24 protein-coding genes are annotated in these 26,876 nt (G+C 72.4%); 15 read left to right on the top strand and 9 right to left on the bottom strand.

Annotated elements, in window-relative coordinates:
* Window positions 1-66: 66 nt before the first annotated feature.
* From G448_RS0110750 to G448_RS0110735, 4 genes are all read left to right on the top strand, one after another.
* Window positions 67-1,041, top strand: a complete 975-nt coding sequence (locus G448_RS0110750) for a biotin--[acetyl-CoA-carboxylase] ligase (RefSeq protein ID WP_026407983.1) — start codon at window positions 67-69, stop codon at window positions 1,039-1,041.
* A gap of 92 nt (window positions 1,042-1,133) precedes the next feature.
* On the top strand, window positions 1,134-2,327 hold the full coding sequence (locus G448_RS0110745; RefSeq protein ID WP_245572295.1) for an adenylate/guanylate cyclase domain-containing protein: 1,194 nt from the start codon (window positions 1,134-1,136) through the stop codon (window positions 2,325-2,327).
* A 74-nt stretch (window positions 2,328-2,401) separates the two neighbouring features.
* Entirely contained in the window at window positions 2,402-3,070 is a 669-nt protein-coding gene (locus G448_RS0110740) for a response regulator transcription factor (RefSeq protein WP_026407981.1), read from the top strand.
* A gap of 107 nt (window positions 3,071-3,177) precedes the next feature.
* On the top strand, window positions 3,178-4,257 hold the full coding sequence (locus G448_RS0110735; protein ID WP_026407980.1) for a sensor histidine kinase: 1,080 nt from the start codon (window positions 3,178-3,180) through the stop codon (window positions 4,255-4,257).
* 100 nt (window positions 4,258-4,357) lie between these two features.
* Here the strand turns inward: G448_RS0110735 and G448_RS0110730 are convergent, their stop codons facing one another.
* From G448_RS0110730 to G448_RS0110720, 3 genes are all read right to left on the bottom strand, one after another.
* A complete protein-coding gene (locus G448_RS0110730) occupies window positions 4,358-5,053 on the bottom strand; it encodes a VTT domain-containing protein (protein ID WP_156911030.1) in 696 nt (231 codons plus the stop codon).
* 149 nt (window positions 5,054-5,202) lie between these two features.
* A complete protein-coding gene (locus G448_RS16265; RefSeq protein ID WP_390882897.1) occupies window positions 5,203-5,676 on the bottom strand; it encodes a GtrA family protein in 474 nt (157 codons plus the stop codon).
* A gap of 148 nt (window positions 5,677-5,824) precedes the next feature.
* A complete protein-coding gene (locus tag G448_RS0110720) occupies window positions 5,825-7,138 on the bottom strand; it encodes a hypothetical protein (protein ID WP_034495058.1) in 1,314 nt (437 codons plus the stop codon).
* A gap of 79 nt (window positions 7,139-7,217) precedes the next feature.
* Here G448_RS0110720 and G448_RS0110710 point away from each other — a divergent pair, with 79 nt between their 5' ends.
* From G448_RS0110710 to galE, 3 genes are all read left to right on the top strand, one after another.
* Window positions 7,218-8,546: a 5-(carboxyamino)imidazole ribonucleotide synthase gene (locus G448_RS0110710; protein WP_026407976.1), complete on the top strand. Its 1,329-nt coding sequence runs from the start codon at window positions 7,218-7,220 to the stop codon at window positions 8,544-8,546.
* A gap of 163 nt (window positions 8,547-8,709) precedes the next feature.
* Window positions 8,710-9,237, top strand: coding sequence for a 5-(carboxyamino)imidazole ribonucleotide mutase (gene purE / locus G448_RS0110705; RefSeq protein WP_026407975.1), 528 nt, complete (start codon window positions 8,710-8,712; stop codon window positions 9,235-9,237).
* Window positions 9,238-9,307: 70 nt separating this feature from the next.
* Window positions 9,308-10,297 carry a UDP-glucose 4-epimerase GalE gene (gene galE, locus G448_RS0110700; RefSeq protein ID WP_026407974.1) on the top strand — a complete coding sequence of 330 codons (990 nt, stop codon included), beginning with the start codon at window positions 9,308-9,310 and terminating at the stop codon, window positions 10,295-10,297.
* Between the two features lie 104 nt (window positions 10,298-10,401).
* Here the strand turns inward: galE and G448_RS0110695 are convergent, their stop codons facing one another.
* The 4 genes from G448_RS0110695 to G448_RS0110680 all read right to left on the bottom strand — a co-directional run bounded on the left by G448_RS0110695 (window position 10,402) and on the right by G448_RS0110680 (window position 14,393).
* Window positions 10,402-11,547, bottom strand: a complete 1,146-nt coding sequence (locus G448_RS0110695) for an LCP family protein (protein WP_245572294.1) — start codon at window positions 11,545-11,547, stop codon at window positions 10,402-10,404.
* A 347-nt stretch (window positions 11,548-11,894) separates the two neighbouring features.
* Window positions 11,895-13,145 carry an LCP family protein gene (locus tag G448_RS0110690; protein ID WP_026407972.1) on the bottom strand — a complete coding sequence of 417 codons (1,251 nt, stop codon included), beginning with the start codon at window positions 13,143-13,145 and terminating at the stop codon, window positions 11,895-11,897.
* Between the two features lie 129 nt (window positions 13,146-13,274).
* Complete coding sequence (locus tag G448_RS0110685; RefSeq protein WP_026407971.1) at window positions 13,275-13,655, bottom strand: DUF2304 domain-containing protein; 381 nt, start codon at window positions 13,653-13,655, stop codon at window positions 13,275-13,277.
* 18 nt (window positions 13,656-13,673) lie between these two features.
* Window positions 13,674-14,393 (bottom strand): glycosyltransferase family 2 protein, encoded by a 720-nt coding sequence (locus tag G448_RS0110680; protein WP_084436657.1) that lies wholly within the window; start codon window positions 14,391-14,393, stop codon window positions 13,674-13,676.
* 118 nt (window positions 14,394-14,511) lie between these two features.
* Here G448_RS0110680 and G448_RS0110675 point away from each other — a divergent pair, with 118 nt between their 5' ends.
* Genes G448_RS0110675 through G448_RS0110660 form a run of 4 tightly spaced genes read left to right on the top strand, consistent with a single transcriptional unit; the run spans window position 14,512 to window position 18,511 of the window.
* Entirely contained in the window at window positions 14,512-15,117 is a 606-nt protein-coding gene (locus tag G448_RS0110675) for an acyltransferase (RefSeq protein WP_026407969.1), read from the top strand.
* On the top strand, window positions 15,117-16,238 hold the full coding sequence (locus G448_RS0110670; RefSeq protein ID WP_026407968.1) for a DegT/DnrJ/EryC1/StrS family aminotransferase: 1,122 nt from the start codon (window positions 15,117-15,119) through the stop codon (window positions 16,236-16,238). The genes G448_RS0110675 and G448_RS0110670 overlap by 1 nt, the downstream gene beginning before the upstream one ends.
* Before the next feature lie 3 nt (window positions 16,239-16,241).
* Entirely contained in the window at window positions 16,242-17,246 is a 1,005-nt protein-coding gene (locus G448_RS0110665) for a Gfo/Idh/MocA family protein (protein WP_026407967.1), read from the top strand.
* 5 nt (window positions 17,247-17,251) lie between these two features.
* Window positions 17,252-18,511 (top strand): glycosyltransferase family 4 protein, encoded by a 1,260-nt coding sequence (locus G448_RS0110660; protein WP_390882896.1) that lies wholly within the window; start codon window positions 17,252-17,254, stop codon window positions 18,509-18,511.
* Window positions 18,512-18,526: 15 nt separating this feature from the next.
* Here G448_RS0110660 and wecB read toward each other — a convergent pair whose 3' ends face one another.
* Window positions 18,527-19,615, bottom strand: coding sequence for a non-hydrolyzing UDP-N-acetylglucosamine 2-epimerase (gene wecB, locus G448_RS0110655; RefSeq protein ID WP_026407965.1), 1,089 nt, complete (start codon window positions 19,613-19,615; stop codon window positions 18,527-18,529).
* Window positions 19,616-19,675: 60 nt separating this feature from the next.
* On the opposite strand from wecB, the gene G448_RS0110650 reads away from it, so the two are divergent.
* Both G448_RS0110650 and G448_RS16260 read left to right on the top strand, forming a co-directional pair.
* Window positions 19,676-20,722 (top strand): glycosyltransferase family protein, encoded by a 1,047-nt coding sequence (locus tag G448_RS0110650; protein ID WP_245572293.1) that lies wholly within the window; start codon window positions 19,676-19,678, stop codon window positions 20,720-20,722.
* Window positions 20,723-20,798: 76 nt separating this feature from the next.
* Window positions 20,799-22,124 (top strand): lipopolysaccharide biosynthesis protein, encoded by a 1,326-nt coding sequence (locus tag G448_RS16260; RefSeq protein WP_245572292.1) that lies wholly within the window; start codon window positions 20,799-20,801, stop codon window positions 22,122-22,124.
* A gap of 23 nt (window positions 22,125-22,147) precedes the next feature.
* On the opposite strand, the gene G448_RS0110640 is transcribed toward G448_RS16260, so the two are convergent.
* Window positions 22,148-23,296 (bottom strand): glycosyltransferase, encoded by a 1,149-nt coding sequence (locus G448_RS0110640; protein WP_026407963.1) that lies wholly within the window; start codon window positions 23,294-23,296, stop codon window positions 22,148-22,150.
* Between the two features lie 237 nt (window positions 23,297-23,533).
* Between G448_RS0110640 and G448_RS0110635 the strand changes: the two genes are divergently transcribed.
* Both G448_RS0110635 and G448_RS0110630 read left to right on the top strand, forming a co-directional pair.
* Window positions 23,534-24,838 (top strand): nucleotide sugar dehydrogenase, encoded by a 1,305-nt coding sequence (locus tag G448_RS0110635; RefSeq protein ID WP_026407962.1) that lies wholly within the window; start codon window positions 23,534-23,536, stop codon window positions 24,836-24,838.
* A complete protein-coding gene (locus G448_RS0110630; protein ID WP_026407961.1) occupies window positions 24,835-26,841 on the top strand; it encodes a DUF6541 family protein in 2,007 nt (668 codons plus the stop codon). Before G448_RS0110635 ends, G448_RS0110630 begins: the two co-directional genes overlap by 4 nt.
* The last annotated feature ends 35 nt before the right edge of the window (window positions 26,842-26,876 follow it).

The raw sequence follows: 26,876 nt of genomic DNA, 5'->3' as shown, positions 1-26,876 counted from the left end.
ACGGCCCCGCGGGTCGAGCACGGCGGGCGCAGCGGGCCGGCGGGCGCGGTCCGATAGGCTGCCGCGATGAGCAGCACCCCCTTCACCCCCTTCTCCCGGCTCGTCACGGTTCGAGTCACCGGTTCGACCAATGATGACCTGCGCGTCGCCCTGAGCGGGCCGGACGGGCGCGTGGACCCGGAGGCGGCCCGCTCCTGGCCCCATCTGTCCGCCCTGCGCGCTCGGGCGCAGACGGCGGGCCGCGGGCGCGCGGGGCGCACATGGGAGACGCCGTCCAGCGGCGCCCTGACGGTGTCCGTGGTCCTGCGCCCGCTCGTACCCGCTGCGAGGCTGGAGTGGCTGCCGCTGCTGACGGGCCTGGCGGTGCAGCGCGCGCTCGCCCCCCGCCTGGAGGGCGCCGGCCAGCGGGTGCGGACGAAGTGGCCCAACGACGTCGTCGCTCTGCCCGAGGAGACGTCCACCTGCGCGGTGGCGGACGTGCCCGGGTGGGGGCCCAGTCGCAAGGTCTCCGGCGTCCTGTGCGAGCTGGTGCCCGGTGCGGACCGCGTCGATGGCCACTCCGGCGGTGCGGATGGGTCGCGCGACGGCGCGGAGGCGGCTCGCGCCGCGATGCCGGCGGTGATCGTCGGCATCGGCGTCAACCTGGCCCAGGGCGCCGCCGACCTTCCCGTGCCCTGGGCGGCCTCGCTCGTCGGCCTGGGCGCGGATCCCGGGCTCGCGGCCGCCGACGACGTCCTGAGGGACCTCGGCAAGCACCTCGCGGGGCTGGTCGCGCGCTGGGAGGAGCAGGACGGCGATCCCGATGGGGGCGACGGCGGGCTCGGACGGGATCTGCGCGAGGCCTGCTCGACGCTGGGCCGGGACGTGGTCGTCACCGTGCCGATGGGGCCGGCGGGGTCGCCGAGCCGGGTTCGGGGGCGGGCGGTCGACCTGCGGCCGGGACTCGTTCTGCGCGACGCCGTCGGAGGTCCGGCGGGGGACGGGGCCGAGGAGTTCGTCGTGTCCGCCGGGGACGTGGCATCCGCGCGCTTCGGAGCGTAGGCCGTGCCGTGGGCACGGGGATCCGGCCGAGGAGAGCGACTCGCGTTCCCTACGATGAGCGTCATTGTGTGACGTGCGCTACGGTTGCGGATGTGATCGACCAGACCAGCCCCGCGGTCCAGACCCAGGAGGGGGAGCCCCGGGCACTCGCCACAGCATCCAGCGGTACCTCCAGCGGCGCGTCGGACAGCGCGATCGGTGCGGCGGCCAACGGCGCCGCGCCCGACGGCACCGCCATCCCCTGCGGTGCCCAGTGGGCCACTCTCGCCGGTCACGAGCACCTCCTCCTCGGAGGGCCCCCCGTTCTGAGCATGCGCGAGATGGCCGAGCGCGCCGGCACCAGCCTCGGGCTCGCCATGCGCTTCTGGCGGGCGATGGGCTTCGCCGACGTCGATCCGGACGAGGTGCGCTTCACCGAGAACGATATCGATGCGCTGCGCACCATGGCGGACCTCATCGACGACACCGATGACGGGCTCCCCTCCCCGGCGGCTCCCGGCGGCGGGCTGGCCGCCAGCAGCGTCCTGGAGCTCTTGCGGGCCCAGTCCTTCACCATGGACCGTCTCGTGCTGTGGCAGCTGGAGACCCTCGTGACCGATATCGGGCAGCGCCTCCACCTGGACGACACCTCCGCCAGGCTCGTGGCGCTGGACCACATCGACGAGCTGGTCGGCTCCCTGTCCGCGCAGCTCGGCTACGTCTGGCGGCGGCACCTCGCCGCGCTCATCGGCCGCACCGACACCGAGGTCGCTCACCGCGGACGCGAGGACGCCGGTCCCGACCTGTACCCCCTGTCCCGTTCGCTCGGCTTCGTCGATATCGTCTCCTTCACCCAGCGCGCTCAGACGATGGGCCGCAAGGAGCTGTCCGCCATGCTGGAGGACTTCGAGTCGACGGCCCGGGACGTGGTCACCTCCCGGGGCGCGCGCGTGGTCAAGACCATCGGGGATGCCGTCATGTACATCGCCGACGACCTTCTCGTCGCCGCCGAGGTCGTCACCGCCCTGGTCGACGAGCTCCAGTCCGGCCCGGAGATGCTGCTCGTGCGCGCCAGCCTGGTCCAGGGCAGGGTCGTCTCCCGCTCGGGGGACGTCTTCGGCCCGCCGGTCAACCTGGCCTCCCGCCTGGTGGACACGGCCGATCCCGGGGGGATCCGGATGGACGAGGCGACCGCCATGGCGATCGCCTCCGGTCCGGGATCCGACCACTACCGGGTCGATCCCTGTCACGAGGTGGTCGCCAAGGGTTTGGGCAACATCACGCCCTGGGAGCTCTCCCGCGCTTGAGCGGAGATCCGGTCCCCGTGTCTCCATCTTGCGAATGATGGCGGCGGGGCCTTCGGTCGCCTACGATCCGACCTATGACGACAGTGCTTCTCGTTGAGGACGATCCCGCCATCTCCGAGCCCCTCGCTCGCGCCTTCGGGCGCGAGGGCTACGAGGTGCGCGCCCACGGCACCGGCAAGGGTGCTCTCGAGGAGATCGCCGGCGCCGACATCATCGTGCTGGATCTCGGCCTGCCCGATATCGACGGGCTCGATGTCGCCCGTCAGGTGCGCGCTCAGGGTCTGACCACCCCCATCCTCATGCTCACCGCCCGCAGCGAGGACACCGATCTCGTCGTCGGTCTGGATGCGGGTGCCGACGACTACGTCACCAAGCCCTTCCGCCTGGCCGAGCTGCTGGCCCGCGTGCGCGCCCAGGTCCGCCGCGCCTCGGGCGAGGCCATCGAGGACGAGCTCACCGCCGGTGAGATCCGCGTGGATGTCGCCGCCCACCGCGCCTTCGTCGCCTCCCGCGAGCTGCAGCTGACCACTCGCGAGTTCGAGCTGCTGCGAGTGCTGGTGCGCGGCGGCGGCCAGGTCGTGTCGATCGAGGATGTCCTCAAGGAGGTCTGGGGCGAGGATCCAACGGGTACTGAGCAAACCCTTGAGATGCACGTCACATGGCTGCGTCGTAAGCTGGGCGACGACGCCGATGCCCCTACGCTGCTCCTGCGCGACGGCGTCGGCTACCGTCTGGCGGTGTAGCACTCCGGCCGCCCGTGCGCGGGTGTCGGCCCGACGAGCGCGCCCCGGTCCCGCCCAGTGCGGACCGGGGCGTCTAGCGTGGTGCAGGATTCACGAAGGGAGCGGGCATGCGCCGTCGGACGATGACGATGACGATGGTGGCGGTCTCCGTCGCCGTCGTCCTGCTGGGCATCCCCCTGGGGGGCGCTTGGATCGCCCTGGCCTTCCGCACCACGCCGAATGCCAATGACCGCGCCCGGGTGGTGATCACGGTTGCCCTGACCGCCGTGGGGCTGACGGCGGTGGCTCTGATCGCCGCCTACGTGGTCGCCGCCAAGGCGTCGCGGCGGATCAGCGCTCCGCTGATCTTCCTGGCGGCGGAGGCCGAGCAGCTCGGCTCGGGGCAGGTGCGCCCGCGTCTGCGCCGCTCGGGCATCGAGGAGATCGATCTGGTCCAGGCGGAGCTGGTGCGCACCGCCGAGCGCGTCGCGGGCAGGCTCGCGGCCGAACGGCAGTTCGCCTCCGACGCCTCCCACCAGTTGCGCACGCCCTTGACGGGCTTGAGCCTGCGTCTGGAGGAGATCGAGCTCATGTCGAGCGAGGAGGAGGTGCGCGCGGAGGCGCGCGCGTGCATCGAGCAGGTCGATCGGCTCACCGGAGTGGTGGAGGACCTGCTCAAGGTCTCCCGACGCACCGGCGGCGGCACCACCGAGGCCCTGCACCTCGACGAGGTCTTCGCCCAGCAGCGCGAGGAGTGGGAGCCGGCTTTCACGGAGGCGGGCAGGGAGATCACCTTCGCCGACGACGTCGAGCTGCCGGTGCTGGCGAGCCCCGGCTCCCTGGCGCAGGTGCTGGCCACCATGATCGAGAACTCGCTGCGCTACGGCGCGGGGACGACGAGCGTGAGGGTGCGCAGTGCCAAGGGCGGGCACGGCGTCTTCATCGATGTCGCCGACGAGGGCGATGGCGTCGAGGAGGATATCGCCCAGCACGTGTTCGAGCGCCACGTCTCCGGGCACGGCTCGACGGGAGTGGGGCTGGCGCTGGCCAAGGACCTGGTGGAGGCCGACGGGGGCAAGATCGAGCTGTCGCAGCGCAGTCCGGCGGTGTTCTCCGTCCTGCTCAACGCTGTGCCACGGTCACTGGATCCGAACAACGTGCTGCCGCAGGGGGCGCTGGTGAGCGTCGGGCGCAGGCGCCGCTTCTGACCGCTCTCGTCCCGCGCCGCTCCTGACCCGCGCCGTCGTCGGCCCCGCTTCCCCGCCGGCCTGCTGCCGAGGTTCGGCATGCCGCCGGCGGGGCGGTCCGTCAGGCCATCTCGCGCTTGCCGCCGGCGAGGCGCTTGCCGCCGGCGAAGCGCTTGCGCAGGGCCGCGATGAGCATCGGGATGACCGAGACGAAGACGATCCCGAGGATCATGAGGTCGATGTTCTTCTGGATCCAGGTGATGTTGCCCAGGAAGTAACCGAGCCAGGTGATGCCGAAGGCCCAGAAGGTCGCGCCCAGGGCGTTGAACCCGAGGAAGTGGCTGTAGTGCATCCTGCCGACTCCGGCCATGACGGGAGTGAAGGTGCGCACGATCGGGACGAACTGGGCCAGGGTGATGGCCTTGCCCCCGTGCTTGGCGAAGAAGGCGGCGGTGCGCTCGACGTACTCCTGCTTGAACAGGCGGGAGTCCGGCTTGTTGAAGATCGCCGGACCCGCCTTGCGGCCGATGACGTAGCCGCACTGGTTGCCGCAGATCGCCGCCAGCCAGACCAGGGGCGCGGCGATCCAGATGTGGACCGGCACACCGCTGGAGGGATCGCTCTCGCCGATGGCGACGAACATTCCCAGGGTGAACAGCAGGGAGTCCCCGGGCAGGAAGAACCCGACCAGCAGCCCCGTCTCGGCGAAGATCACGAGCATGACGCCCACGATCGCCCATGGGCCGATCCATCCGACGAAGGCGGTGATGATGTTGGCGGGATCCAGCCACTCCGGCCCGAGCGCGGGGGCCGGCATGAGGGGATGGACGGGGGACAGGATCGTGGAGAGTCCGGCCGTGGCGGCCGCGGTCGATATCGTCACCGACTCAGGCTATGGAAGACGTCGCATCGGCTGCCATGAGGACGCCCTCAACGGGCATGTGGCGTCAGGCACGCCGGAGCCGCTCAGCTCGTTCCGGCCGGATCGTCCGCCGCGGGTGCTCCATCCGCTTCGTCGTCGTCCGTCGTGCCGTTGAAGACGATGTAGTGGTAGAAGGCGAATCGGAAGGCGGTCCCCAGGCCGAAGCCGACGATGTATGCGGCGATCATGTCGGCGAGCGGCGAGGCCAGCCCCAGGACGTGGTGGGTGAAGAGCAGGCAGAACTGGGTGATGAACAGACCGCCCAGGTTGGCCAGGGCGAAGAGGAGCGCCTCTCGCGCCATGTTCTCCTGCGTGCGCCCCCGATAGGTCCACAGGCGGTTGGCCACCCAGGAGAAGATCGTCGCGATCGTCGCGCTGGTCGCATTGGCCGTGTTCGGGTGCCCGGCCAGCAGGCCCAGCGGCCCGTGCTGGAGGAGGACGAACAGGCCCGAGTCCACGACGTAGGCCAGCGCCCCCACCAGCCCGAACTGCAGGAACTCCGTCACCCAGGCGCGAATGCGCTCCTTGAGGGTCGGCCCCTTGAGGAGGGCGGGGTCGCGGTCCGTGTCCGATGCGGAGTCGGCGGGCGGGATCGAGCGCGATTCGAGCGTGCCGGGTGCGCGCGAGCTGGATCGAGTCACACTCGTGATCGTAGGGCACGGGTGCTCACGGCACCCACTGGGTCACCCTGACGGAGAGGTCCCACACCCAGCCGATCCAGAACAGCTGCCCCACGACGCAGGTCGTCAGCAGCAGGATCCTGAGCCGGAGCGACAAGGAGGCTGCCAGCGCCCAGGCCACCGGCGCCAGCGGCAGCAGGATGCGGAAGACCGACGTCGTGGGGTCGAAGAACGCCAGGAGGTACACCACGTAGGCGATGCACCAGAACCACGCCCCCGGGCCCAGGCGCCGCAGCGACGGCGCGCTGAGCGCGGCGGCGGCCACCACCAGGATCCCCGCCAGCAGCAGCGGCCCCAGATGCGGTCCGACCCACCAGCCGCTGCGAGCGAGCCAGGGCGCGAAGGGCGTCAGCGAGCCGTCGCGCCACGCCGTCTCGGTCGCCGTGTACGCATCCCCGCGTCCGGTGGACAGCCAGGCGAGCACCGGCCAGGCCAGGGTGCACGCGCCCGAGAGGATGGTCAGCGCCAGCAGGCGCACCTGTCGCCCGCGGTCCGGCCCCGACGGCCCTGAGGCGGCGGGCAGGAGCCCACTCCTCCACCGCCCCCGTGCCCCGGGCGGCCGCTCACCGGCGAGTTCCCACAGCCACCAGGCGCCGAGGGCGAGGGTCAGCGGAACCCCGATCGGTCGGGAGAAGGCCGCGAGCACGACGCAGACGGCGGCGAGGGCGAAGCGCCCCCGCCCGCCGCCCCCGGCCAGGGCCAGGGCCGCCGCCGTGAACAGCAGGCCCAGGGACTCCGCGTAGGGCACCTGCAGCACGAGAGCGCACGGCGAGCTCCACATCAGGGCGACCGCCCACAGCGACGCCCGCTCTCCCACCACCGGGGCCAGCCACCGGTCCATGACGACGGCGGCACCGGCGGAGGCCGCCGTCGCCACCAGGGCGGCGCAGGCGTAGAAGGACCACCCCGTGGCCCGCACGATCCCACCGGCGAGGGCGGGAAGCAGCGGCATGAACGCCCAGGCGTTCTGATCCACATGACCGTCGGCATCCGCGGCGAGCGCGGAGGGATAGCCCTGCTGATCGATGCGGTTGTACCAGCCCGAGTCCCAGAAGGAGATGTGCTCCAGCCAGGTGGGGGAGGGCGGCGCCCATATCGTGCGCGGGGTGTCCGGGGCGCTCAGTCGCAGAATGATGAGCGAGACCGCCGAGGCGGCGCCCCACACCGCCAGGATCCTCAGCCAGTGAGGGGCACCGGTGCGGTGATCGGAGGATGGCGCTGCGTCATCGGGAGCGTCAGGGGCATCGGGGGCCCGCCGCGCGGAGGGCGGCGATTGGGCGGGGGCGAACGGGCTGAGCACGACGCCCAGCGTACGGCGCCGAGGAGGACCGGGGGCGGCGGGGCGTCGGCGGTTCGCCGTCTGCCGGTAGCCTGGGGAGGTGATCGCACCCATTCTCGCCGTTGTCGGAGGCGGGCAGCTGGCCCGCATGATGCAGGAGGAGGCCTCCGCTCTGGGTATTCATCTGCGGACCCTGGTCGAGGCGCCGGACGGCTCGGCGGCGCAGGTCACGGTGGACGCGCCCGTGGGCGGGGCCGACGAGGACGTCGCCGTGCGCGCCCTCGTGGACGGTCGCGACGGCGCCCAGCGCCCCGGAGCCGTCGATGCCGTCTCCCGTCAGGCCGTCGGCCGTGCCGATGCCCTCACCTTCGAGCACGAGCACCAGGACCTCGAGCTTCTGGAACGGCTTCGGACCGAGGGCGTCTCCGTCCAGCCCGGCCCGCGGGCCCTGCTGCTGGCGCGCGACAAGCTCGCCATGCGCCGCGCCATGGATGAGGTCGGACTGCCTCAGCCCGCGTGGGCCGAGGTCGCCGGCGATGCGGGCGCCATGGCCGAGCAGATCGGCGCCTTCGCCGACCGCCACGGCTGGCCGGTGGTGCTCAAGACGCCGCGCGGCGGCTACGACGGTCACGGCGTGCTCGTCGTGGACGGGCCGCGGGACCTGCGCGACAGCGGCGCGGAGGCGGCGGCCTGGATCGCCGATACCGCCGCGGCCCGTGCCGGTGCGGCCTCCGACGGCGCCGGGGGCGGGGGGAGCCTGGGCGGCGGCGCGGTCACCAGCCTGCTGGTCGAGCGGGCGATCCCCTTCACCCGCGAGCTCGCCGTCCTGCTCGCCCGCAGCCCCAGCGGGGAGGTGCGGGTCTGGCCGGTGGCGCAGACCGTCCAGGACGGCGGCGTCTGCTCCGAGGTCGTCGCCCCGGCTCCGGGCCTGGAGGAGGCGGACGCGGCGCGGGCGCAGCGGATCGGGCGCACGGTGGCCGAGCGCTTCGGGGTCACCGGCGTGCTCGCCGTCGAGCTGTTCGCCGTCGAGGCCGCGGGGCGCCCCGCCTCCCTGTATGTCAACGAGCTGGCGATGCGCCCCCACAACTCGGGCCACTGGACCCAGGATGGCGCGGTCACGAGCCAGTTCGCCCAGCACATGCGCGCGGTTCTCGATCTGCCGCTCGGCTCCTCCGAGCCCACCGCCCCGGCCACGGTCATGGTCAACGTCCTGGGGGGCCGGTCGGAGCCCGGTGAGGATGCTCTGGCCCGTGCCCTGGCCCTGGATCCGCAGGTCCGCATCCACATGTACGGCAAGAGCCGGCGTCCGGGTCGCAAGCTCGGCCACGTCAATCTCGTTGTCGATCCCACCGCCGACCCCGCTGCGGCGGTGGCCGCGGCTCTGGCGCGCGCCCGGGCCGTCGCCGCCGTCCTGCGCGGGGACGACTGAGCGCGGGCCCCTCATCTTCTCCCCTTCGCCGAGATCGGTCCAGTTCCGCGTCGAAATCGGTTCGCGTCCGCGCCGAGATCGGGCGAGACTGGTGCCCAGCGGGAACGGGCTGGACCACCGACCCCGCCCGCCTACGGATGAGCAGCAGGAAGGGACTCCCGTCATGAACCACGCCTCGCAGGCCAGGGTCGGCATCGTCATGGGCTCGGATTCCGACTGGCCCACCATGGAGGCCGCTGCCTCGGCCCTGGAGGAGTTCGCCGTGCCCTACGAGGCCGACGTCGTCTCCGCCCATCGCATGCCCGCCGAGATGATCGACTACGGGCGCGCGGCCGCCGAGCGGGGCCTGCGAGTCGTGATCGCGGGCGCCGGGGGGGCGGCTCACCTGCCGGGCATGCTCGCAGCTGTCACCGAGCTGCCGGTCATCGGCGTGCCCGTGCCGCTGAAGCACCTCGACGGCATGGACTCGCTGCTGTCCATCGTCCAGATGCCGGCGGGTGTCCCGGTGGCCACCGTGTCGATCGGCGGTGCCCGCAACGCCGGCCTGCTCGCCGTGCGCATGCTTGCTGCCGGCGACGGCGAGGAGGCCACCCGACTGAGGCGGGCGATGGCGGCCTTCCAATCCGATCTCGCAGAGATGGCCCGCGCCAAGGGCACTGCGCTGCGCGAGCGGCTCGGGCCAGGGATCTGACCCCGGCGGTTCGGTCGTCGCGGCGCGGGCGATGGGCACGAGCCCGCGCAAGTTTCTGTAGCATGCTGCCATGAGTATTCTCGTTGCCGGCGGTGCCGGCTACATCGGAGCCCACGTCGTCCGTCTTCTGCTTGAGCGCGGGGACGAGGTGATCGTCGTCGATGACCTGTCCTACGGCTCGCCGGGACGCGTGAAGGGCGCTGAGGTGATCGAGCTGGACGTGGCGTCCGGCGAGGCGGTGGAAACGCTCGCGGGCGTCATGGAGCGCCGCGGCGTCACGGCGGTCATCCATTTCGCGGCGCGCAAGCAGGTGGGCGAGTCGGTGGCACGGCCCGGCTGGTACTACCAGCAGAACGTCGGCGGCCTGGCGAACATGCTGCTGGCGATGGAGCGGGTGGGGGTCGATCAGATGATCTTCTCCTCCTCGGCCGCCGTCTACGGCATGCCGCCGGTGGAGGTCGTGCCCGAGGACATCGACTGCCATCCCATCAACCCCTATGGCGAGACCAAGCTGATCGGCGAGTGGATGATGGCGGACTGCGAGCGGGCCTGGGGGCTGCGCTGGGCCGGCCTGCGGTACTTCAACGTCGCCGGCGCCGGCTGGGACGACCTGGGAGACATGGCCACCCTCAATCTCATCCCCATGGTGCTGGACCGCCTCTCTCGCGGGGAGACCCCCAAGATCTTCGGCACCGACTACCCGACTCCCGACGGCACGTGCATTCGCGACTACATCCACGTGCGCGACCTGGCGGTGGCGCACATCGCCGCCCTGGACTACCTGGCCGGGGGCGGGCGGATGGCCGATCACATCTTCAACGTGGGCACCGGCAAGGGCTCGTCGGTGCGGGAGGTCGTCTCGAGGGTCATCGCCTCCACCGGTCTGGACGTCGAGCCCGAGGAGCTCGACCGCCGCGCCGGCGACCCGCCCCAGCTCATCGGCGACGCCGAGCGCATCGGCCAGGTGCTGGGATGGAAGGCCGAGCACGACCTGGACGACATCGTGACCTCGTCCTTCACCGCCTGGCAGGCCGACCCCGAGCGCAAGAGCTTCGACTGAGAGGAATCCCGCCCCGCCCGCCGTCCTCAACCGATCTCGGCACGGAACTCGACCGATCTCGGCGATAGGGGAGCGGGCGGGCGCGGGCGGGGCCGGGAGGGGCCTCAGGACTGGTCGGGCTGGTCGAAGTCCTTGGCCGTCAGCTCGCCCGCGCGCATCTTGGAGAAGAAGTCCGGTGCGGTCGTGTCCTGCAGGAGCACCGCGGCGCCGATCCCGCCGGGCTCGTAGTCGAGGGTGTCGATGGGCGGCGCGCCGGTGAGCCCCTTGTGCGAGGCCGAGCGGAAGGCCAGTGCCATCTGCCCCAGGTCGAGCGGGGAGGCGTCCTCATCCACGGTCAGCGCCTGTGTTCCGGAGTCGACGAGCTTGTCCTGACGGAAGGGATTGATCAGGGTCTGGGCGGACATGGCCTTGGAGACCACCGCCGAGACGACTGTCCGCTGGCGCTGCGCGCGGCCGATGTCGCCGGTCGGGTCCGACTTGCGCATGCGGGAGTACGCCAGGGCCTTGTCGCCGTCGACTTCCTGGCAGGTGCCCTTCGAGGTGTCCCACACCAGGGACGAGTCGTGGTCGTCGACGTCGTAGTCGAGGCACACGTCGATACCGCCGACGGCGTCGACCATTCGCGTGACTCCGCCCATGCCGACCTCGACGTAATGGTCCATGGTCAGCCCGGTGAGCCTCTCGGCGGTCTGGACCAGGAGCGGCGCCTGCCCGTAGGAGTAGGCCGAGTTGATCTTGTCGTCGTCGTAGCCGGGGATCTCGACGTAGGTGTCGCGGGGCAGCGACGTCAGCGAGGCCTGCCCGTTGGACGCCTTGTGAAGCACCATGATCGAGTCGGCGCGCGATCCTTCGGTGCCGTCCTGGGGCACGCCCCCGTTGGCGCGGGAGTCAGAACCGACGATGAGCCAGGTCTCCCCGGAGGTGTCCCTGGCACCGGACAGGGCATCGACGCGCTGGAGCTTGGAGTCCACGTCGTGCCACAGCCATGCCACGCGCCCCCCGATGAGCACGAGGAGCAGGACGAGGGCCGCCGCCAGCCATCGCAGCGGACGGCGCTTGCGGGGGCGGACCGGTGCGCGTTCGGGACGCGTCGGCAGCTGGGCCGGGTCGCCGTACGGCGAGGGCCCGGGACCCACCGGGAACGTGCCTCGCGCGAGGGCATCGGCGGGGTCGCCGGGAGCCGCTGCGCCCCTGGTGGGCAGGGCCCGGGTCGGATCGGGGCGCTCGGCGGGCCCGTGCCCGATGGGCACGGCCGAGGACCCCGGACGCACATGGCTCGATCCGGGTTCCCGACCACCGGCCCTACTCGGCTCGGCCCTTCGCGTCGAGACCCGTCGCGGAGGGCGGGGTGGTGGAGCCCCTCCGCGCCCTGCAGCCCGATCCGCGGGGCCCGTGCGGGGCGGGATGGGACGAGAATCGCCTCCCCGGGTGCCGGCGGGGCGCCCCGACGGCGCTGCCGGCCGTTCGGCGGCCGACCCGGAGCCGTCTCCCGGGGCCGCCGAACGGCGGACCGGGGAGGGCGGTCTCCGCCCCCGGCGACGGCCCGAGGCGTCGTCCCGGTCGGGATCGAAGGATGGGGGTAGAGTCACCGGCCCTGTCACCGGCACTGCGTCGCGGGATCGACGGTCGCCGGGTCACCCGATCCGGCCCCCGAGCCTCCCGGGTCGGCGGGAGTGGTCCCGGGCTCGGTCTTGGACCCGGTGGAGGCGCTGCCCCCGGTGGAGTCGCCCGTGGCGGGGGCCGCCTCCTGGCTGGGGGAGGTCCCGTCGGCGGACAGGGAGACGGCCTCCTCGGGGACCGGCTTGTCGTCGCGCATGGCGTCCCAGACGTCGTCGGCCTGGTCGCTGGGCGCCACGCGGTTGGCGTCGTAGGGATCCTGCTCGACGGGCATGGTGATGAAGCTGATCTTGTCCATGCCGATGCTGGCGGCGCTGTTGGCCAGGCCCGCGAGCTTGTCCACGCCTCCGAGCCCCGGGCTGACGGTGAGCGTCTCCAGCGAGGAGGTCGCGAAGTCGTAGAGGGTCGGCATGTCCGTCAGGAGGTTCTTCGACTGGGCGGTGCGCATGATCGCCGCGACCAGCTGCTGCTGGCGTCCGATGCGGGACATGTCGGAGCCGTCGCCCAGGGAGTAGCGGGCCCGCGCGTAGCCCAGGGCCTGGGCGCCGTTGAGCGTGTTGCAGCCCTTGGTGAGATGGAGGTCCGCCCTGTCGTCGTCGACGTCCTCCTCGACGTACATGGGCACGCCGCCCAGGGAGTCCACTATCTTCTCGAAGCCGGTGAAGTCGACCACCATGTACTCGTCGATGCGGATGTTGGTGAGCTTCTCGACGGTCTTGATCGTGCAGGCCGCGGCGAACTTGACGTCGTCGGGGTTGGAGGAGTTGTCGGCGCCGGTGGAGAAGGCGGAGTTGAAGATGGCGTAGGAGGAGGGATCGCTCTCCGAGCCGTCGGGCAGCTTGCACGACGGTATCTGGACCATCGTGTCGCGGGGGATCGAGACGACGTCCATGCGGCTGCGATCCTCGGACAGGTGCACGATCATGGCCGTGTCCGAGCGCATGCCCTCGGTGCCGTCATCGACCACCTGGCCGTTGCGCGAGTCCGAGCCCATGACGAGGATGTTGACGGCGCGTCCCTCGAAGGAGTGGTCCGTGGGGCCCGGCGGGCGATCCTCCTCCGAGAGGATGTCGTCGATGTCCCAGACGCTGAGCCGCCCTTGGAGGTCGCGGTAGACGGCCCAGGCGCCCGTGGTCACGAAGAGCATGGCCGCCAGCAGGCTCAGCATGACGTTGCGCAGCAGGCGGTGGCGCAGCTCGCGCGCTGCATGGCGTACGGGTGGCGTGGACACGTGCGGAAGAATACGTGGTCGACTCGCCTGATCCTATGATTCGAGTCTCGCGTCGGGCGTGATATGTGCCCTCCTCGGCCCGCTACAGCCCGCTACAGCCCGCTACAGCCCGCTGCGACCCACTGCGGGCTACTGCGCTTGCGCCGCGTTCCGTTCCGGAGGGTCCTGATGGGGGTCGGGCGCCGTGTCCAGGGCGATGCGGCGCGCCAGGCGCGTGATCTGCCGCTCGCGGCTGGCGTTGCGCCGGAAAGACGACAGGATCTGGGCCAGGAGGGCGATGACGAGGGCGTAGAGGAGCAGGTCGGCCCCCCGTCCCACGCCGACGAGGTGGGCCAGGCGCGTGGTGAGGGAGGGCGCCGCGATGGCGACGATGGCGAACAGCACGAAGGCCAGGGTCGCGAGCCTGCGCCCGGCCTGGTGCCGGGTCCCGCCGGGGGAGCGCAGCATCATCCACCCCAGGCCCGCGACGCAGATGAGGAGGACGGACTTGATGATCAGCTGGGAGCTCATGGCGGATTCCTTGCGCGGTCAGGAGAAGATCAGATCGACGAGGATATTGACGGAGTTGAGCAGCGACTGCCCCTTGGCCCTCGAGTACTCGGTGTAGGCGATGCGGACCGGGAACTCCCTCCAGGGCAGACCGGTGGCCGCGAGCTGGCGGATGATCTCGCTGGCGTGCGCCATGCGGTTCTGCCTCAGGTCGAGGCGCTCGGCCGCGTCGCGCCGCAGCAGCCTCAGGCCGTTGTGCGCGTCGCTCAGGCGCATACCGGTCGTGCGGGACGCGACCGCGGCCGCCGTGGCGAGCACCAGGCGCTTGAGCGGACCGACTGGTGAGGGGCCCTCGAGGAACCGGGAGCCGAGCACGATCGCCAGGTCCTCGTCCCGGGCGGCGGCCGCCATCGCGGCGGCGTCGGCGACCGAGTGCTGCCCGTCGGCGTCGAAGGTGATGAGGTAGCGCGCGTCGGTGCGCTCCAGCACGTAGCTGATGCCGGTCTGCAGGGCCGCGCCCTGCCCCAGGTTGACGGGGTGGCGGACGACGAGGGCTCCCGCGGACTCGGCCCGCGCCGCGGAGTCGTCCCGCGAGCCGTCGTCGACGGCGACGATGCGGGGGAAGGTCCGGCGGGCCTCCTCGATGACGTCGCGGACGACCTGCGCCTCGTTGTACAGCGGAATGACGAGCCAGGTACCGGTGAGTTCGTCGGAGCACGTGGATTCTGCGGGGATGGGGAGGTCCGGGGAAGACGTCACGGCCGCATTCTCGCATGCGGGTCCGACGCTCGCGGCGGGATGGGGGCGGGATTAGGATGCCCGTGCCGCCACCCGCGCCGTCCGGGTCATCCGGACCGCCCAACGACAAGGAGTCGCCGTGGCCACTCGTATCGCTCCGTCCGCCGATGTGTCCGAGGCCGCCGTCATCGGTGACGGATCGGCGGTGTGGCACCTGGCGCAGGTGCGCGAGCGCGCTGTGCTGGGTCGGGGCTGCATCGTGGGCCGCGGCGCCTACATCGGCGAGGGCGTGCGCATGGGGCGCCACTGCAAGGTGCAGAACTACGCCCTGGTGTACGAGCCGGCGGTGCTGGCCGACGGGGTGTTCATCGGCCCGGCGGCGACGCTGACCAACGACCGCTTCCCGCGGGCGGTCAACCCGGACGGGTCGCTCAAGTCCGCCTCGGACTGGCGGCCGGTGGGCGTCGCCATCGACGAGGGCGCCTCCATCGGCGCGCGCGCCGTCTGCGTCGCCCCGGCGCGCATCGGGGCGTGGGCCACCGTGGCTGCGGGCGCCGTCGTCACCGGGGACGTGCCGGCGCACGCGCTCGTCGCCGGCGTGCCCGCCAGGCGAGTGGGCTGGGTGGGGCGCGCGGGCGAGCCGCTGGTCGCCGCCGGGAGCGACGGGTCGCGACGATGGCGCTGCCCGGCCACGGGGGCGCTGTACGAGGAGGACGAGAACACGATCCGAGAGGTGCGTGCCTGATGCCGCATGAGTTCATCCCCGCTGCCAGGCCGATCATCGGGGCCCGGGAGCGCTCCGCCGTCGACGCCGTCATCGCCTCGGGCATGGTGGTCCAGGGCCCGCAGGTCGCCGCCTTCGAGGAGGAGTTCTCCGAGCGGGTCGTCGGCGGCGCCCACGCGGTCGCGGTCAACTCGGGCACCTCCGCCCAGCACCTGGCGACGCTGGCCAGCGGCCTGCCCGAGGACGCCGAGGTGATCGTGCCGTCCTTCACCTTCGCGGCCACGGCCAACTCGGTGGTGCTCGCCGGCGCCCGCCCCGTCTTCGCCGACATCGACCTCGCCACCTTCACCCTGGACCCGGCGAGCGTGGAGGCCGCCATCACCGAGCGCACCGCGGCGATCGAGGTGGTGCACCTGTACGGCCTACCGGCCAACATGCCCGCGATCATGCGGATCGCCGAGGCCCACGGCCTGGCCGTCTTCGAGGACTGCGCCCAGGCCCATGGCGCCGCCATCGGCTCCGTTCCGGTGGGCGCCTTCGGGGCGTGGGGATCCTTCTCCTTCTACCCGACCAAGAACATGACCTCCCTGGAGGGGGGCATGGTCACCACCGGTGACGCCGCACTGGCGCGCCGGGTCCGCCTGCTGCGCAACCAGGGCATGGAGAGGCAGTACGCCAACGAGCTGGTGGGGCTGAACAACCGCATGACCGACGTGTCCGCGGCCGTGGGCCGGGTGCAGCTGGGCGGGCTGGCCGGGTGGACCGCGCGGCGCCGGGCCAACGCGGCGGCGCTGAACGAGGGCCTGGCCGACGCGGCGGGCGTGATCACGCCCACCGAGCCCGACGGTCGCACCCACGTCTACCACCAGTACACGATCCGCTTCGAGGGCGCCACCGCCGCCGAGCGCGACCGCATCCAGGCCGTGCTGAGGGACGAGTGGCGGGTCGGCACCGGCGTCTACTACCCGATCCCCAACCACCGGCTGGACTCCCTGGCGCCCTACGCGCCGGGAGTCGAGCTGCCGGGCACCGAGAGGGCCGCCCGCGAGTGCCTGTCCCTGCCGGTCCACCCGTCCCTGTCCGAGGCCGACCTGGCGCGCATCGTCGAGGCGGTCACCGCGACCGTGAGCGCAGGAGCCTGACCCATGAGCGGGACGGCACGCACCCCGGGCCTGCGCGTGGGCCTGATCGGCCTGGGCTCCATGGGACGTCATCACGCCCGGGTCATCCGGGCGACCGTGGGCATGGACCTCGTGGCCGTGGCCGATCCCGGCGGCGACCGATTCGGCGTCGCCGGTGAGCTCGAGCCGCTGCCGGACGTCGCCGCGCTGATCGACGTCGGGCTGGACGCCGCCGTGGTGGCCGTGCCCACCGTCCACCACGAGCGGGTCGCCCTGGCCCTGGCCGAGGCGGGGGTGCCCACCATGGTCGAGAAGCCCATCGCGCACAGCGTGGAGGCCGGCCGTCGCGTCGCCGACGCCTTCGCCTCCCGCGGCCTGGTGGGGGCCGTCGGCTACGTCGAGCGCTGCAACCCCGCCCTGCGGGAGCTGCGCCACCGCCTCGACGCCGGTGAGCTCGGGCAGGTCTACCAGGTCCTGACCCGCCGCCAGGGTCCCTTCCCCGCGCGCATCAGCGACGTCGGCGTGGTCAAGGACCTGGCCACCCACGACATCGACCTGACCTCCTGGGTCGCCGACTCGCCCTACCGCGCCATCAGCGCCCAGGTCGCCCACCGCTCCGGGCGCGAGAACGAGGACATGGTCGTGGCCAACGGAGTCCTGGCCAACGGCGTCATCGTCTCCCACACGGTCAACTGGCTGACTCCCTTCAAGGAGCGCGTCATCATCGTCACCGGCGAGAAGGGCGCCCTCGTGGCCGACACCCTCACCGGGGACCTGACCTTCCACGCCAACGGCACCGTCGCCTCCACCTGGGACCAGGTCGCCAACTTCCGGGGCGTCACCGAGGGGGACGTCATCCGCTACGCCATCGCCAAGCGCGAGCCCCTGGCCCTGGAGCAGGAGCACTTCCGCGATGCCGTGCTCGGCACCGGCAGCAGTGCCGCGACCATGTCGGACGGCGTGACCACCCTGACCGTTGTCGAGGCCGTCCTCGCCTCGGCCGCCGGCGACCGGACGGTCGAGCTGTGAGGCCCGTGCCGAGGGGCGTCGCGGCCCTGGTGCTCGGGGCGGTCGGCGCTGCGGCGGCGGTCGCGATCCGCCGTCGGCGCGGGCGCGCCGCCCCCGACTCGGAGCGCGCTCCGCGAGTGGTGCTCGCGACCCGCCTGTACGCCCCCGAGCCGGCCGCGGCCGCGCTCAGGCAGCACGGGCTGGCGCGCGCCCTGGCCCGGCGCGGCGCCGAGGTGAGCGTCCTCACCTCCAGCCCACCGGGAGCCGTCGCGCCCGACGATCCAGGGGTGACGGTCAGGTCGATGCCCGCGTTGCGCGACGAGACCGGCTACATCCGCGGCTACGCCCAGTACATGAGCTTCGACCTGCCCCTCGCCCTGCGGCTTCTGGGCGGTCGGCGCCCCGACCTCCTGGTGGCGGAGCCACCGCCCACGACGGGGGCCGTCGTACGCGTGATCGCGGCCCTGCGGGGCGTTCCCTACGCCTACTACGCGGCGGACGTGTGGTCCGACGCCTCGCAGTCCACGGGGGCGCCTGGCTGGGTCGTCGCGGCGCTGCGATCGCTGGAGCGCTTCGCGCTGACCGGCGCCCGCCGCGTGCTGACGGTCAGCAGCGGCGTGGCCCGGCGTGTCGCCGAGCTGGGGGCGCGCCGGGTGACTGTCGTGCCCAACGGCATCGACACCGAGATGTTCACGCTCGACGGCCCGGTCGCCTCCGACGCCCCGAGGGCCCCCTACCTCCTCTACGCGGGCACCGCCTCGGAGTGGCAGGGGGCGGGCATCTTCGTCGAGGCCCTCCGTCTGGTCCACCGGACCCGTCCGCAGGTCGAGCTGGTCTACCTGGGGCAGGGCAGCGACTGGGATCACCTGCGCGAGCTCGCCGCGGACGACCCCCGCATCCACCTGGTTCCCGTGGTGGCGCCCGACGAGGCCGCGGCCTGGCAGCGCGGCGCCGTGGCGTCCGTGGTGTCGATCCGCCCCGGGCTCGGGTACGACTTCGCCTACCCCACCAAGATCTTCGCCGCCCTGGCCTGCGGGACGCCCGTGGTCTACGCGGGCCCCGGTCCTGCGCGCGCCGACCTGCTGCGGGCCGGGCTGGGATGGGTCGCCGACTACGACGCCCGCGCCGTGGAGGCCGCCCTGCTGGCCGCCATCGACGACGGGGGGACCGCGCGCGCCCGGGGATCGATCCGGGAGCGGTCGCAGCGACTGCGTCGCTGGGTGCTCGAGCACCGGTCCATGACGGCCGCGCTCGACGAGGCGGCGCGGGTGCTCCTCGACGACTGAGCCGTCGGGCGCGGTTCAGCGCCGGGCGCGCTCGATGAGCACGCGGGCGACGTGCTCGGCGGCGCGCCCGTCGCCGTAGGGATGGGCCAGGGCCTCCTCCGGCTCGGCGGGTCGCGGGCGCGAGGCCTCCGCCACCAGGCGCGGTCCCGGCTCGACGAGCACGTTCCAACCCAGCTCGACGGTCTCCACCCACTCGGTCTGCGGGCGCACGGTGGTGCACGGCACCCGCAGGAGGAAGGCCTCCTTCTGCAGTCCGCCCGAGTCGGTGACGACGCCGCGCGCGTGCATGACGGAGGCGATGAGCTCGGGGTAGGCCAGCGGCGGGTGGATCCGCAGGGATCCCCGGTCCTCCAGCACGATCCCGTGCTCGGCGCACCTGGCGACCAGTCGCGGGTGGGCGAGCAGGACGACGGGGTGGTCGATCCGCGTCAGCGAGTCCAGGACGGACCGCAGGCGGTCGGCGTCGTCGGTGTTCTCCGCCCGGTGGATCGTGGCCAGCGAGTACGACCGGTGGCCCGTGACCGGTCCCGGCTCCGTCACGATCGGGACGGGGGAGTCGACCACCTGGTCGCGCGTGCGCAGCAGCACGTCGGTCATGACGTCCCCGACGACGACTGTGCGCGCCGCGAGCCCCTCCTCGGCCAGGTGGGCCGCCCCGACCGCCGTCGGTGCGAGCAGCAGGTCCGCCGCGTGATCGGTCAGGACCCGATTGATCTCCTCGGGCATGGCGCGGTTGAACGATCGCAGTCCCGCCTCCAGATGGGCCACCGGCACGTGCAGCTTGACGGCCGACAGCGCTCCGGCGAGCGTGGAGTTCGTGTCCCCGTAGACCAGTACCCGGTCCGGGGCGCGCTGGGCGAGCACGGTGTCCATGGCGGCGAGCATCGCCCCGGTCTGCACGCCGTGGGAGCCCGAGCCGACCCCCATGTGGACGTCGGGGGCGCCGATGCCCAGGTCGCGGAAGAAGACCTCCGAGAGCATCGGGTCGTAGTGCTGGCCGGTGTGCACGATCGTGTGGCGGATCCCGGCGGCGCGGAGGGCGGCGTCGATGGGGGCGAGCTTGACGAACTGCGGGCGGGCGCCGACCACGGACAGAACGTGCATGGCGAGACCCTACCGGGACGGGCCGGGGCCGCCGTGCCGCAGTCATGCCACAATGGCGGCGTGACTGATGGCGTGGCCGACGGCGCGGCCGGCGGGGTGAGGGTCCTGCACGTCAATGACATCGCCCGCATCGGCAGCGCGCTGGTGCGTCGAGCGCGGGCGGAGGGCCTGCGGTGGGACGTGTACGACACCGCTCGGGCGGACCCGGGCTGGTCCCCCCGGACCCGGGCGCTGCGGCGCGCGCTTCGCGGCGCCCGGTGGGAGGCCGGGCTCGTCCGCAGGGCCATGCGCGCCGATCTGCTCGATGTGCACGGGGCCACCGTGACGGCGCACACCGACTGGCTGCGCAGGCCCTGCGTCCTGCATCTGCACGGCACGGACATCCGCGTGCGCAGGTACCAGGCGCGCTACGCCGATCTCGTGACGCGCGCGGTGCGCCGGGCGCGGGACGTCTACTACACGACTCCGGACCTGGCCGAGCATGTCCTGGACCTGCGACCGGACGCCGTGCTGCAGCCCGTCGTCGTCGATGTCGATGAGCTGGTCGGGCACGAGCCGGCCGAGCCGGCTGAGCCGGTCGAGCACGGGCCGTTCCGGGTGCTCTTCGCCTCCCGCTGGGACGCCGCCAAGGGCGGGGAGCTCCAGGTGGAGGTGCTCGACGCGCTCCGGTCCGCGTACGGGGACTCGATCGTGCTCGAGGGGCTCGACTGGGGCGAGGGAGCTCCGCGCGCGGCGCGCGACCACGGAGTCGAGCTGCGCCCGAGAATGGGCCACGACGCCTACGCCCGGTGGCTGGCGACCGGGTCGGTCGCGGTCGGGCAGATGACCGGCTGCATGGGGGTCTCCGAGCTCGAGGCCGTCGGGAGCGGGGTCACGACGGTGATGGCCCTGGATCGCCGGTGGTACGACGGGACTCACGACACCACACGCGATGTCCCGGTCCTGGGCGGGCCCGTGGACCGGTCGGACATGGTGGAGGCCGTCGTGCGGGGAGTCGGGCGGGCCCTGGACGGCGAGCGGGTGACGAACGGACGCGCCTGGGTGGCGGAGCACCACTCGCCGCGGCGGGCGGTCGCACGGCTGGTCGAGCGCTTCGATCGGCTCTGACCGGCCCCGACCGGACGGGTCCGGGGCCCGCACCCGCCGGATGATCGGCGGCGTCGCCCCATGATTCAATACCCGCATGATCAAGCCGATGGGTGCTGGGCGGCCCGGGTGGCGCGGCCCGGCGCAGCGCAGCCCCGTCCTCCGGTCCATCCTCACGCTCGTGTCCGGGACGGCCGCCTCCCAGGGTGTCATCTTCCTCCTGCAGATTCCCATCGCACGGGTCTACTCCGACGTCGACAAGGGCCTGTTCGGCGTGTACGGGTCCATCACCGGCTTCGTCATCACCTTCGCGGCGCTGCGCTTCGACGTGACGATCATCATGCCCGATGATGACGCGGCCGCGCGGGTGCTCCAGCGCCTGGCGACGCGCTGCGTGCTCGTGACGTCCTTGCTGACCTCCGCCGTCTGCATGGCCGGCGCCCGGATCCTGCGGGACCATTACCACCACTCGGGCGAGCTCATGTGGTGGCTCATGGGCGCCGGTGTCACCGTCTTCCTCGTCTCGCAGATCACCAATATTCAGTACTGGCTCACGCGTCAGGGGCGCTTCGGCGACATCGCCAGGAACCGGGTTCTCCAGTCCACGGCCGTGCCCTGCTTCCAGCTGGCGGCGGGTCTGGCTCTGCACGGGGGACTGCCGGCGATCATCATCGGGACGGTGACCGGGCAGCTGGTGGCGCTGCTCCGCCTGCATCTGCGCACGCCCGAGCTGCGCGAGCCCCTGGGCGCCGGCGCCCCCACGATGCGGGCGATGGCCCACCGCTACCGGAGGATGCCCCTGCTCAACGGTCCCAACGTCTTCGTGGACTCGGTGAGGAACAGTGGCATCAACCTGCTGATCGGGGCCACCTCGGTGGCCGCGCTCGGCCAGTTCCAGCTCGCCTGGAACATCCTGCAGGTCCCGGTGGCCCTCATCGCCGGCTCGGTGTCCCTGGTCTTCCTCAAGAGGCTCGCGGACGCCGCGCCCGGCACCATGCTGCCGCTCGTGCGCGCAGTGCTGTGGCGGGCGTGCCTGGCCGCCGTCGTGCCCTTCGCCGCGCTCTACCTGCTCGCGCCGTGGCTCTTCCCCCTCGTGTTCGGCGCCACCTGGCACGACGCCGGCTACTACGCCAGGGCGCTGACGCCCTGGTTGTTCATGACCGTCATGACCTCCCCGATCTCCAACATCTTCATCGTCGCCGAGCGGCAGAGCCGGCTGCTCGCCTTCGCCGTCGCCTATTGCCTCGCCCCTCTGGGCTGGCTGTGGCTCAGCCGGCTGGACCTGATGCCGACGGCCGTCGTCCTGGGCTGGCTCATGGCGGGCATGCTGGTCGTCCAGCTGGTCATGGCGGTCGTCGTCGCACGCGATTACGACCGCGGCGGGCTCCCGCCGGCTCCGGCGGGGGACGAGGGGGGCCGGTGAGCCCGGGTCGGCGCGCCCGCGCGTCAGCGCGGCGACAGCTCGTCGATGATCTCCCGGATCGTGGCCGCCTCGTGCTCGAAGCTGAGCTCGCGGGCGGCCCGGGCGCAGCGGGACTTGTAGACGGCCACGTCCTCGGGCGTCAGGGCGTTGAGCGCCGTGACGATCGAGCCGGGCTCGAAGTCCTCGGTCACCACGCCGATGCCGAAGTCGTTGATGATGCGGGCCATCTCCGGTGTCGGCCCCGCGGCGACCGCGAGCCGGGCCTGAACGAAGTCGAAGATCTTGTTCGGCAGCGCCAGGCGCGCGTTGGTGTTGAACGGCGGGATCCAGTAGATGCCGACGTCGTACCCGTTGAGCTCGCCCGGCAGCTCGGCCGGGGCGACGGGCTCGTGGAAGGCGATCCGGCTGCATCCCCGCGCCCGGCGGCGCAGCGCACGCAGGTAGCGGCCGCCGTCGTTGCCGGGGACCAGGTACAGGTCGAGGGTGAGATGCGGCGACGCGGCTCCGACGGCGTCGATCATGGTCTCGATGCTGCGGCCCGCCACGGCTCCGCCCGAGTGCACCAGACGGACCGTGCCGTCCTCGCGCGGCGCCGAGGGCTCCAGGTCGGCGTAGGGCGCGGCGTTGCGCACCAGACGCGGCGCGACGCCATAGTGCTCGCGATACAGGTCGGCGATCGAACCGGCCACCGTCGTCACGGCGGCGCACCGCGGCAGGTACTCGCGGCAGATGTGGTCCATGAGCGGGGCCACCAGGAGGCGCCAGCTGGTCACATGGGTGCGCTCCTCGGGCGCCCACTCGTGCATGTCCGCCCATACCGGTGCGCCGTGGGCGACCGCGAATGCCGTTGGGATCGCGCGCGCGTCATTGGCGACCACCACGTCGAACTCGTGCCCGCTCAGGCGTCGGACCGCGTCGCGCGCGGCCGGGGCGGCCAGCTCGGACGCCCGCAGCCGGCGCAGGGCGAGGCCGAGGACTCCCGCCGGCGTCTGCGGGAGGGACGCCGCCCCGTCCGGGACCCGGACGTGGTCGACCACGTGGGGCGGTGCGACTCCGTAGCCCGCGGAGGTCACGTCGCCGAGCTCGGCCAGCGCGCTGATCTCGCGCAGCACTCGCGCGTCCCGGTGAATCGGCGAGAAGGAGATGACCAGGATCGTCGGGCGTCGGCTCACGGGTGCAGTCTAGAAGACGGGCTCCCGTCCCGTTCTCGAACGGTTCCTGCGCGCGCGACGAGATGCTTCCTCATGAACCTTGCATGGATCCTGTGCATCGTTTATGTATGATATGTATGGATGTTGCCTGTTTGTCATATAAAATCCGCATGGGACCCGACTTCTCGCTGAAGTGTTTCAGAAGCATTCCAGTGGCATACGATGGCGCCAGGAACCGGCCGTCTTGAAAGGACCCGTATGCGCATCGCCGTCGTCGCCCTGGGCAAGATCGGGCTGCCCCTGGCGGTCCAGTACGCCGACAAAGGTCATGAGGTCATCGGGGTCGACGTCGCCCCCGCCGTCGTCGAGGCCGTCAACGCCGGTGCCGAGCCCTTCCCCGGCGAGGCCCGTATGGCCGAGAAGCTCGCCGCGCTCAGCCCCGCCACCGGCAACGGCGCCCTGCGGGCCACCACCGAGTACGCCGAGGCGGTTCCGGGCGCGGACGCCGTCGTCCTCGTGGTCCCCCTGTTCGTCGACGACGCCACCTGGGAGCCGGACTTCGCCTGGATGGACGACGCCACCCGCTCCCTGGCCGCCCACCTGACCCCGGGCACCCTCGTCTCCTACGAGACCACCCTGCCCGTGGGCACCCTGCGGGGGCGGTTCAAGCCCATGATCGAGGAGATCAGCGGCTTGAGGGAGGGAACCGACTTCCACCTCGTCTTCAGCCCCGAGCGGGTCCTGACCGGCCGCGTCCTCGCCGATCTGCGCCGCTACCCCAAGCTCGTGGGCGGCCTGGACGAGGCCGGCACCCGGGCCGGCATCGCCTTCTACGAGTCCGTCCTGGACTTCGACGAGCGCGACGACCTGCCCCGTCCCAACGGCGTGTGGGACATGGGCACCGCCGAGGCCGCCGAGATGGCCAAGCTCGCCGAGACCACCTACCGCGACGTCAACATCGGCCTGGCCAACCAGTTCGCCGTCTACGCGGACAGGGCCGGCTTCGACATCGAGCGCGTCATCGAGGCCTGCAACTCCCAGCCCTACTCCCACATCCACCACCCCGGCATCGCGGTGGGCGGCCACTGCATCCCCGTCTACCCGCGTCTGTACCTGTCCACGGATCCCGACGCGACGGTGGTCCGCAGCGCTCGCCTCTTCAACGCGACCATGCCCGCCTACGCGGTGGGCCGCGCCATCGAGGTGCTCGGCTCCCTGGACGGCCTGCGCGCCGTCGTGCTGGGCGCCTCCTATCGCGGGCGGGTCAGGGAGACCGCCTTCTCCGGCGTCTTCCCCACCGTGGAGGCGCTGCGCGAGGCCGGCGCCGAGGTGCTGGTGCACGACCCCATGTACTCCGACGAGGAGCTGGCCGGCTTCGGCTGGACCCCCTACCACTTGGGGGAGCCGGTCGACGTCGCCATCGTCCAGGCCGACCACCCCGAGTACCACGAGCTCGCCCCCGCCGACCTGCCCGGGCTGCGACTCCTCCTGGACGGGCGCCGCGCCACCGATGCCGCCAAGTGGACCGGTGCGCCCCGGTTGACGATCGGCGGTGGCGAATGATCCACGCGATTGCGAGCGTCCTGCTGGCGGGCGCGATCCTGATCGTCCCCGGGCTGCTCCTGGCCCGCCTGGGGGGCGTGCGGGGCTGGGGCGCGGCGAGCGCCGCGCTGCCGCTGAGCTGCGCCGTCATCGGCACCGCCGAGCTGGCGGCCGCGTCCGTCGGACGGGCCTGGAGCCCATGGGGATGGGTGGCCATCGCGGGACTGACGATTCTCGCCGCGGGTCTTCTGATGGCCGTCCGTCGTGCTCTCCCCGGGAGCCGGACCCGCTCCACCGATGCCTCTGATGACTCTCGGAACGACTCCGGTCCCCGGCGCCCCGATCCGCGCGTGCCGGCCGGGCTGGTGACGGCGTGCCTCATTCTCGCCGTCGGGATGCTGATCGGCATGGGGTCGATGAGCACCCCGGCTCAGGCCTTCGATATCGTCTTCCACTTCAACGCCGTCCAGGCGATCCGCCAGGTGGGGAACGCCTCCAGCTTCGGGAGCATGGCGGCCCTGTACCAGGGGACGCCGACCTACTACCCGACCGTGTGGCACGGGGTGGTCGCATTGCTCCCGGCGGGCGTGACGGTCGCCTCGAACGCGATGGCGCTCGTCGTGGGGGCGCTGGCCTGGCCGCTCGGAATCGCCGGCCTGCTCGTCGAGGCCCTCGACGACGACGCCCGCCCCCGCAGCCGTACCGCGGCCGCGCTGGGCACCGTCCTGAGCGCCGCCACGGTGGGGGCTCCGACGATGCTGCTGGGCACCCTGGCGGTGTGGCCCTACTCCCTGAGCGTGGTCTGCCTGCCCGGCGTGCTGGTCCTGGGGCTGCGTCTGCTGCGCCGCCTGCCCTGCGAGGACGCCCCCGGGAAGGACGTCCGGACGGAGGCGCCGCCGCCATCCGGCCTGCTCATGAGCGGCTTGATGTTCGCGGGCGCCCTGGCCGGGATCATCCTGGCCCACGGCGCGGGGACCTTCAACACCATGGTGCTCCTCGGGCCGCCGGCCGTCACCCTTGTCGTGCGCCTGATCCGCGCCGGTGGTCGGCGCAGGACGATGACGCTTCGCGTCCTGGGAGTGCTCGCCGTCTGCGCCCTGGTGGGGGCGTGGGTCATGCGCGAGGCCCTGGTCTGGGTCTGGAGCTACCCCCGCTCCGGCGGGAACCTCCTGGGAGCCCTGGGGCAGGGGCTTCTCGATCTGCCGCAGTACGGGCCGTTCGGCTTCCACGGGCTCCCGATGCGCATCGGGCTGCCGCTGGGAGTCGTGGTGTGCGGGCTGGCCGTGCTGGCGGCGGTGCGCGTTCCCCGGGCGCGCCCGTGGCTGATCACGGCGGCGCTGGCGCTGCTCCTCGTCGCGCTCGTCGGCGGCCCCCAGTGGTGGGGTCGGCGCATCGGTGCTCTGTGGTACTTGCAGAAGGCGCGTATTCAGCCGCTCGTCGTGATACCCGGTCTCGTGCTCGCCGCCATGGGGCTGCGTCATCTGCTCGACGCGCGTCCCGGGCGCAGGACGGTCGCCGCTCTCATCGCGCTCGTGTGCGTCGCGGCCGTGGGGCGTCTGCCGTTGCAGGCCGAGCTGGTGAGGTCGGTCCACGATCCCGATCGGATCGCCTACGGCACGATGCTCACACCCGAGGAGACGGATTTCATCGCCGGCCTGGGCGATCATCTTCCCGACGACGCCGTGGTCGTGGGGACGCCCGCGCGCGGGGCGAGCTACCTGTGGTCGCTCGGGGGCGTCGATGTCGTGTACCCGCTGCGATCGAGGCCGACGATCGGATCCGCCGCGGACCGGCTCGCCGGTCAGGCCCCCGATCTGCGGCCGGGCTCGACGACCTGCGAGTTGCTGCGCGAGATCGGTGCCCGGTACTACCTGCGGGTCGACCGCACCGGGACGGGGTGGGAGGACCATCAGGCGCCCCTGCGCTGGGACAGGGCCCTGGCCGACTGGCCCACGGACGCCATGGAGCCGGTGGCCTCCTCGGGCACCGCCAGCCTGTGGCGCATCACCGCCTGCGGGGACTGAGCCCGCGCAGACCCCCAACCAACCCGCGCGTGAGG

The sequence above is a fragment of the Actinomyces gerencseriae DSM 6844 genome (assembly GCF_000429265.1).
Classification (GTDB): Bacteria; Actinomycetota; Actinomycetes; order Actinomycetales; family Actinomycetaceae; genus Actinomyces; species Actinomyces gerencseriae.
The sequence above is the reverse complement of the archived record's forward strand: the minus strand, read 5'-3'. Positions and strand labels throughout refer to the sequence as shown.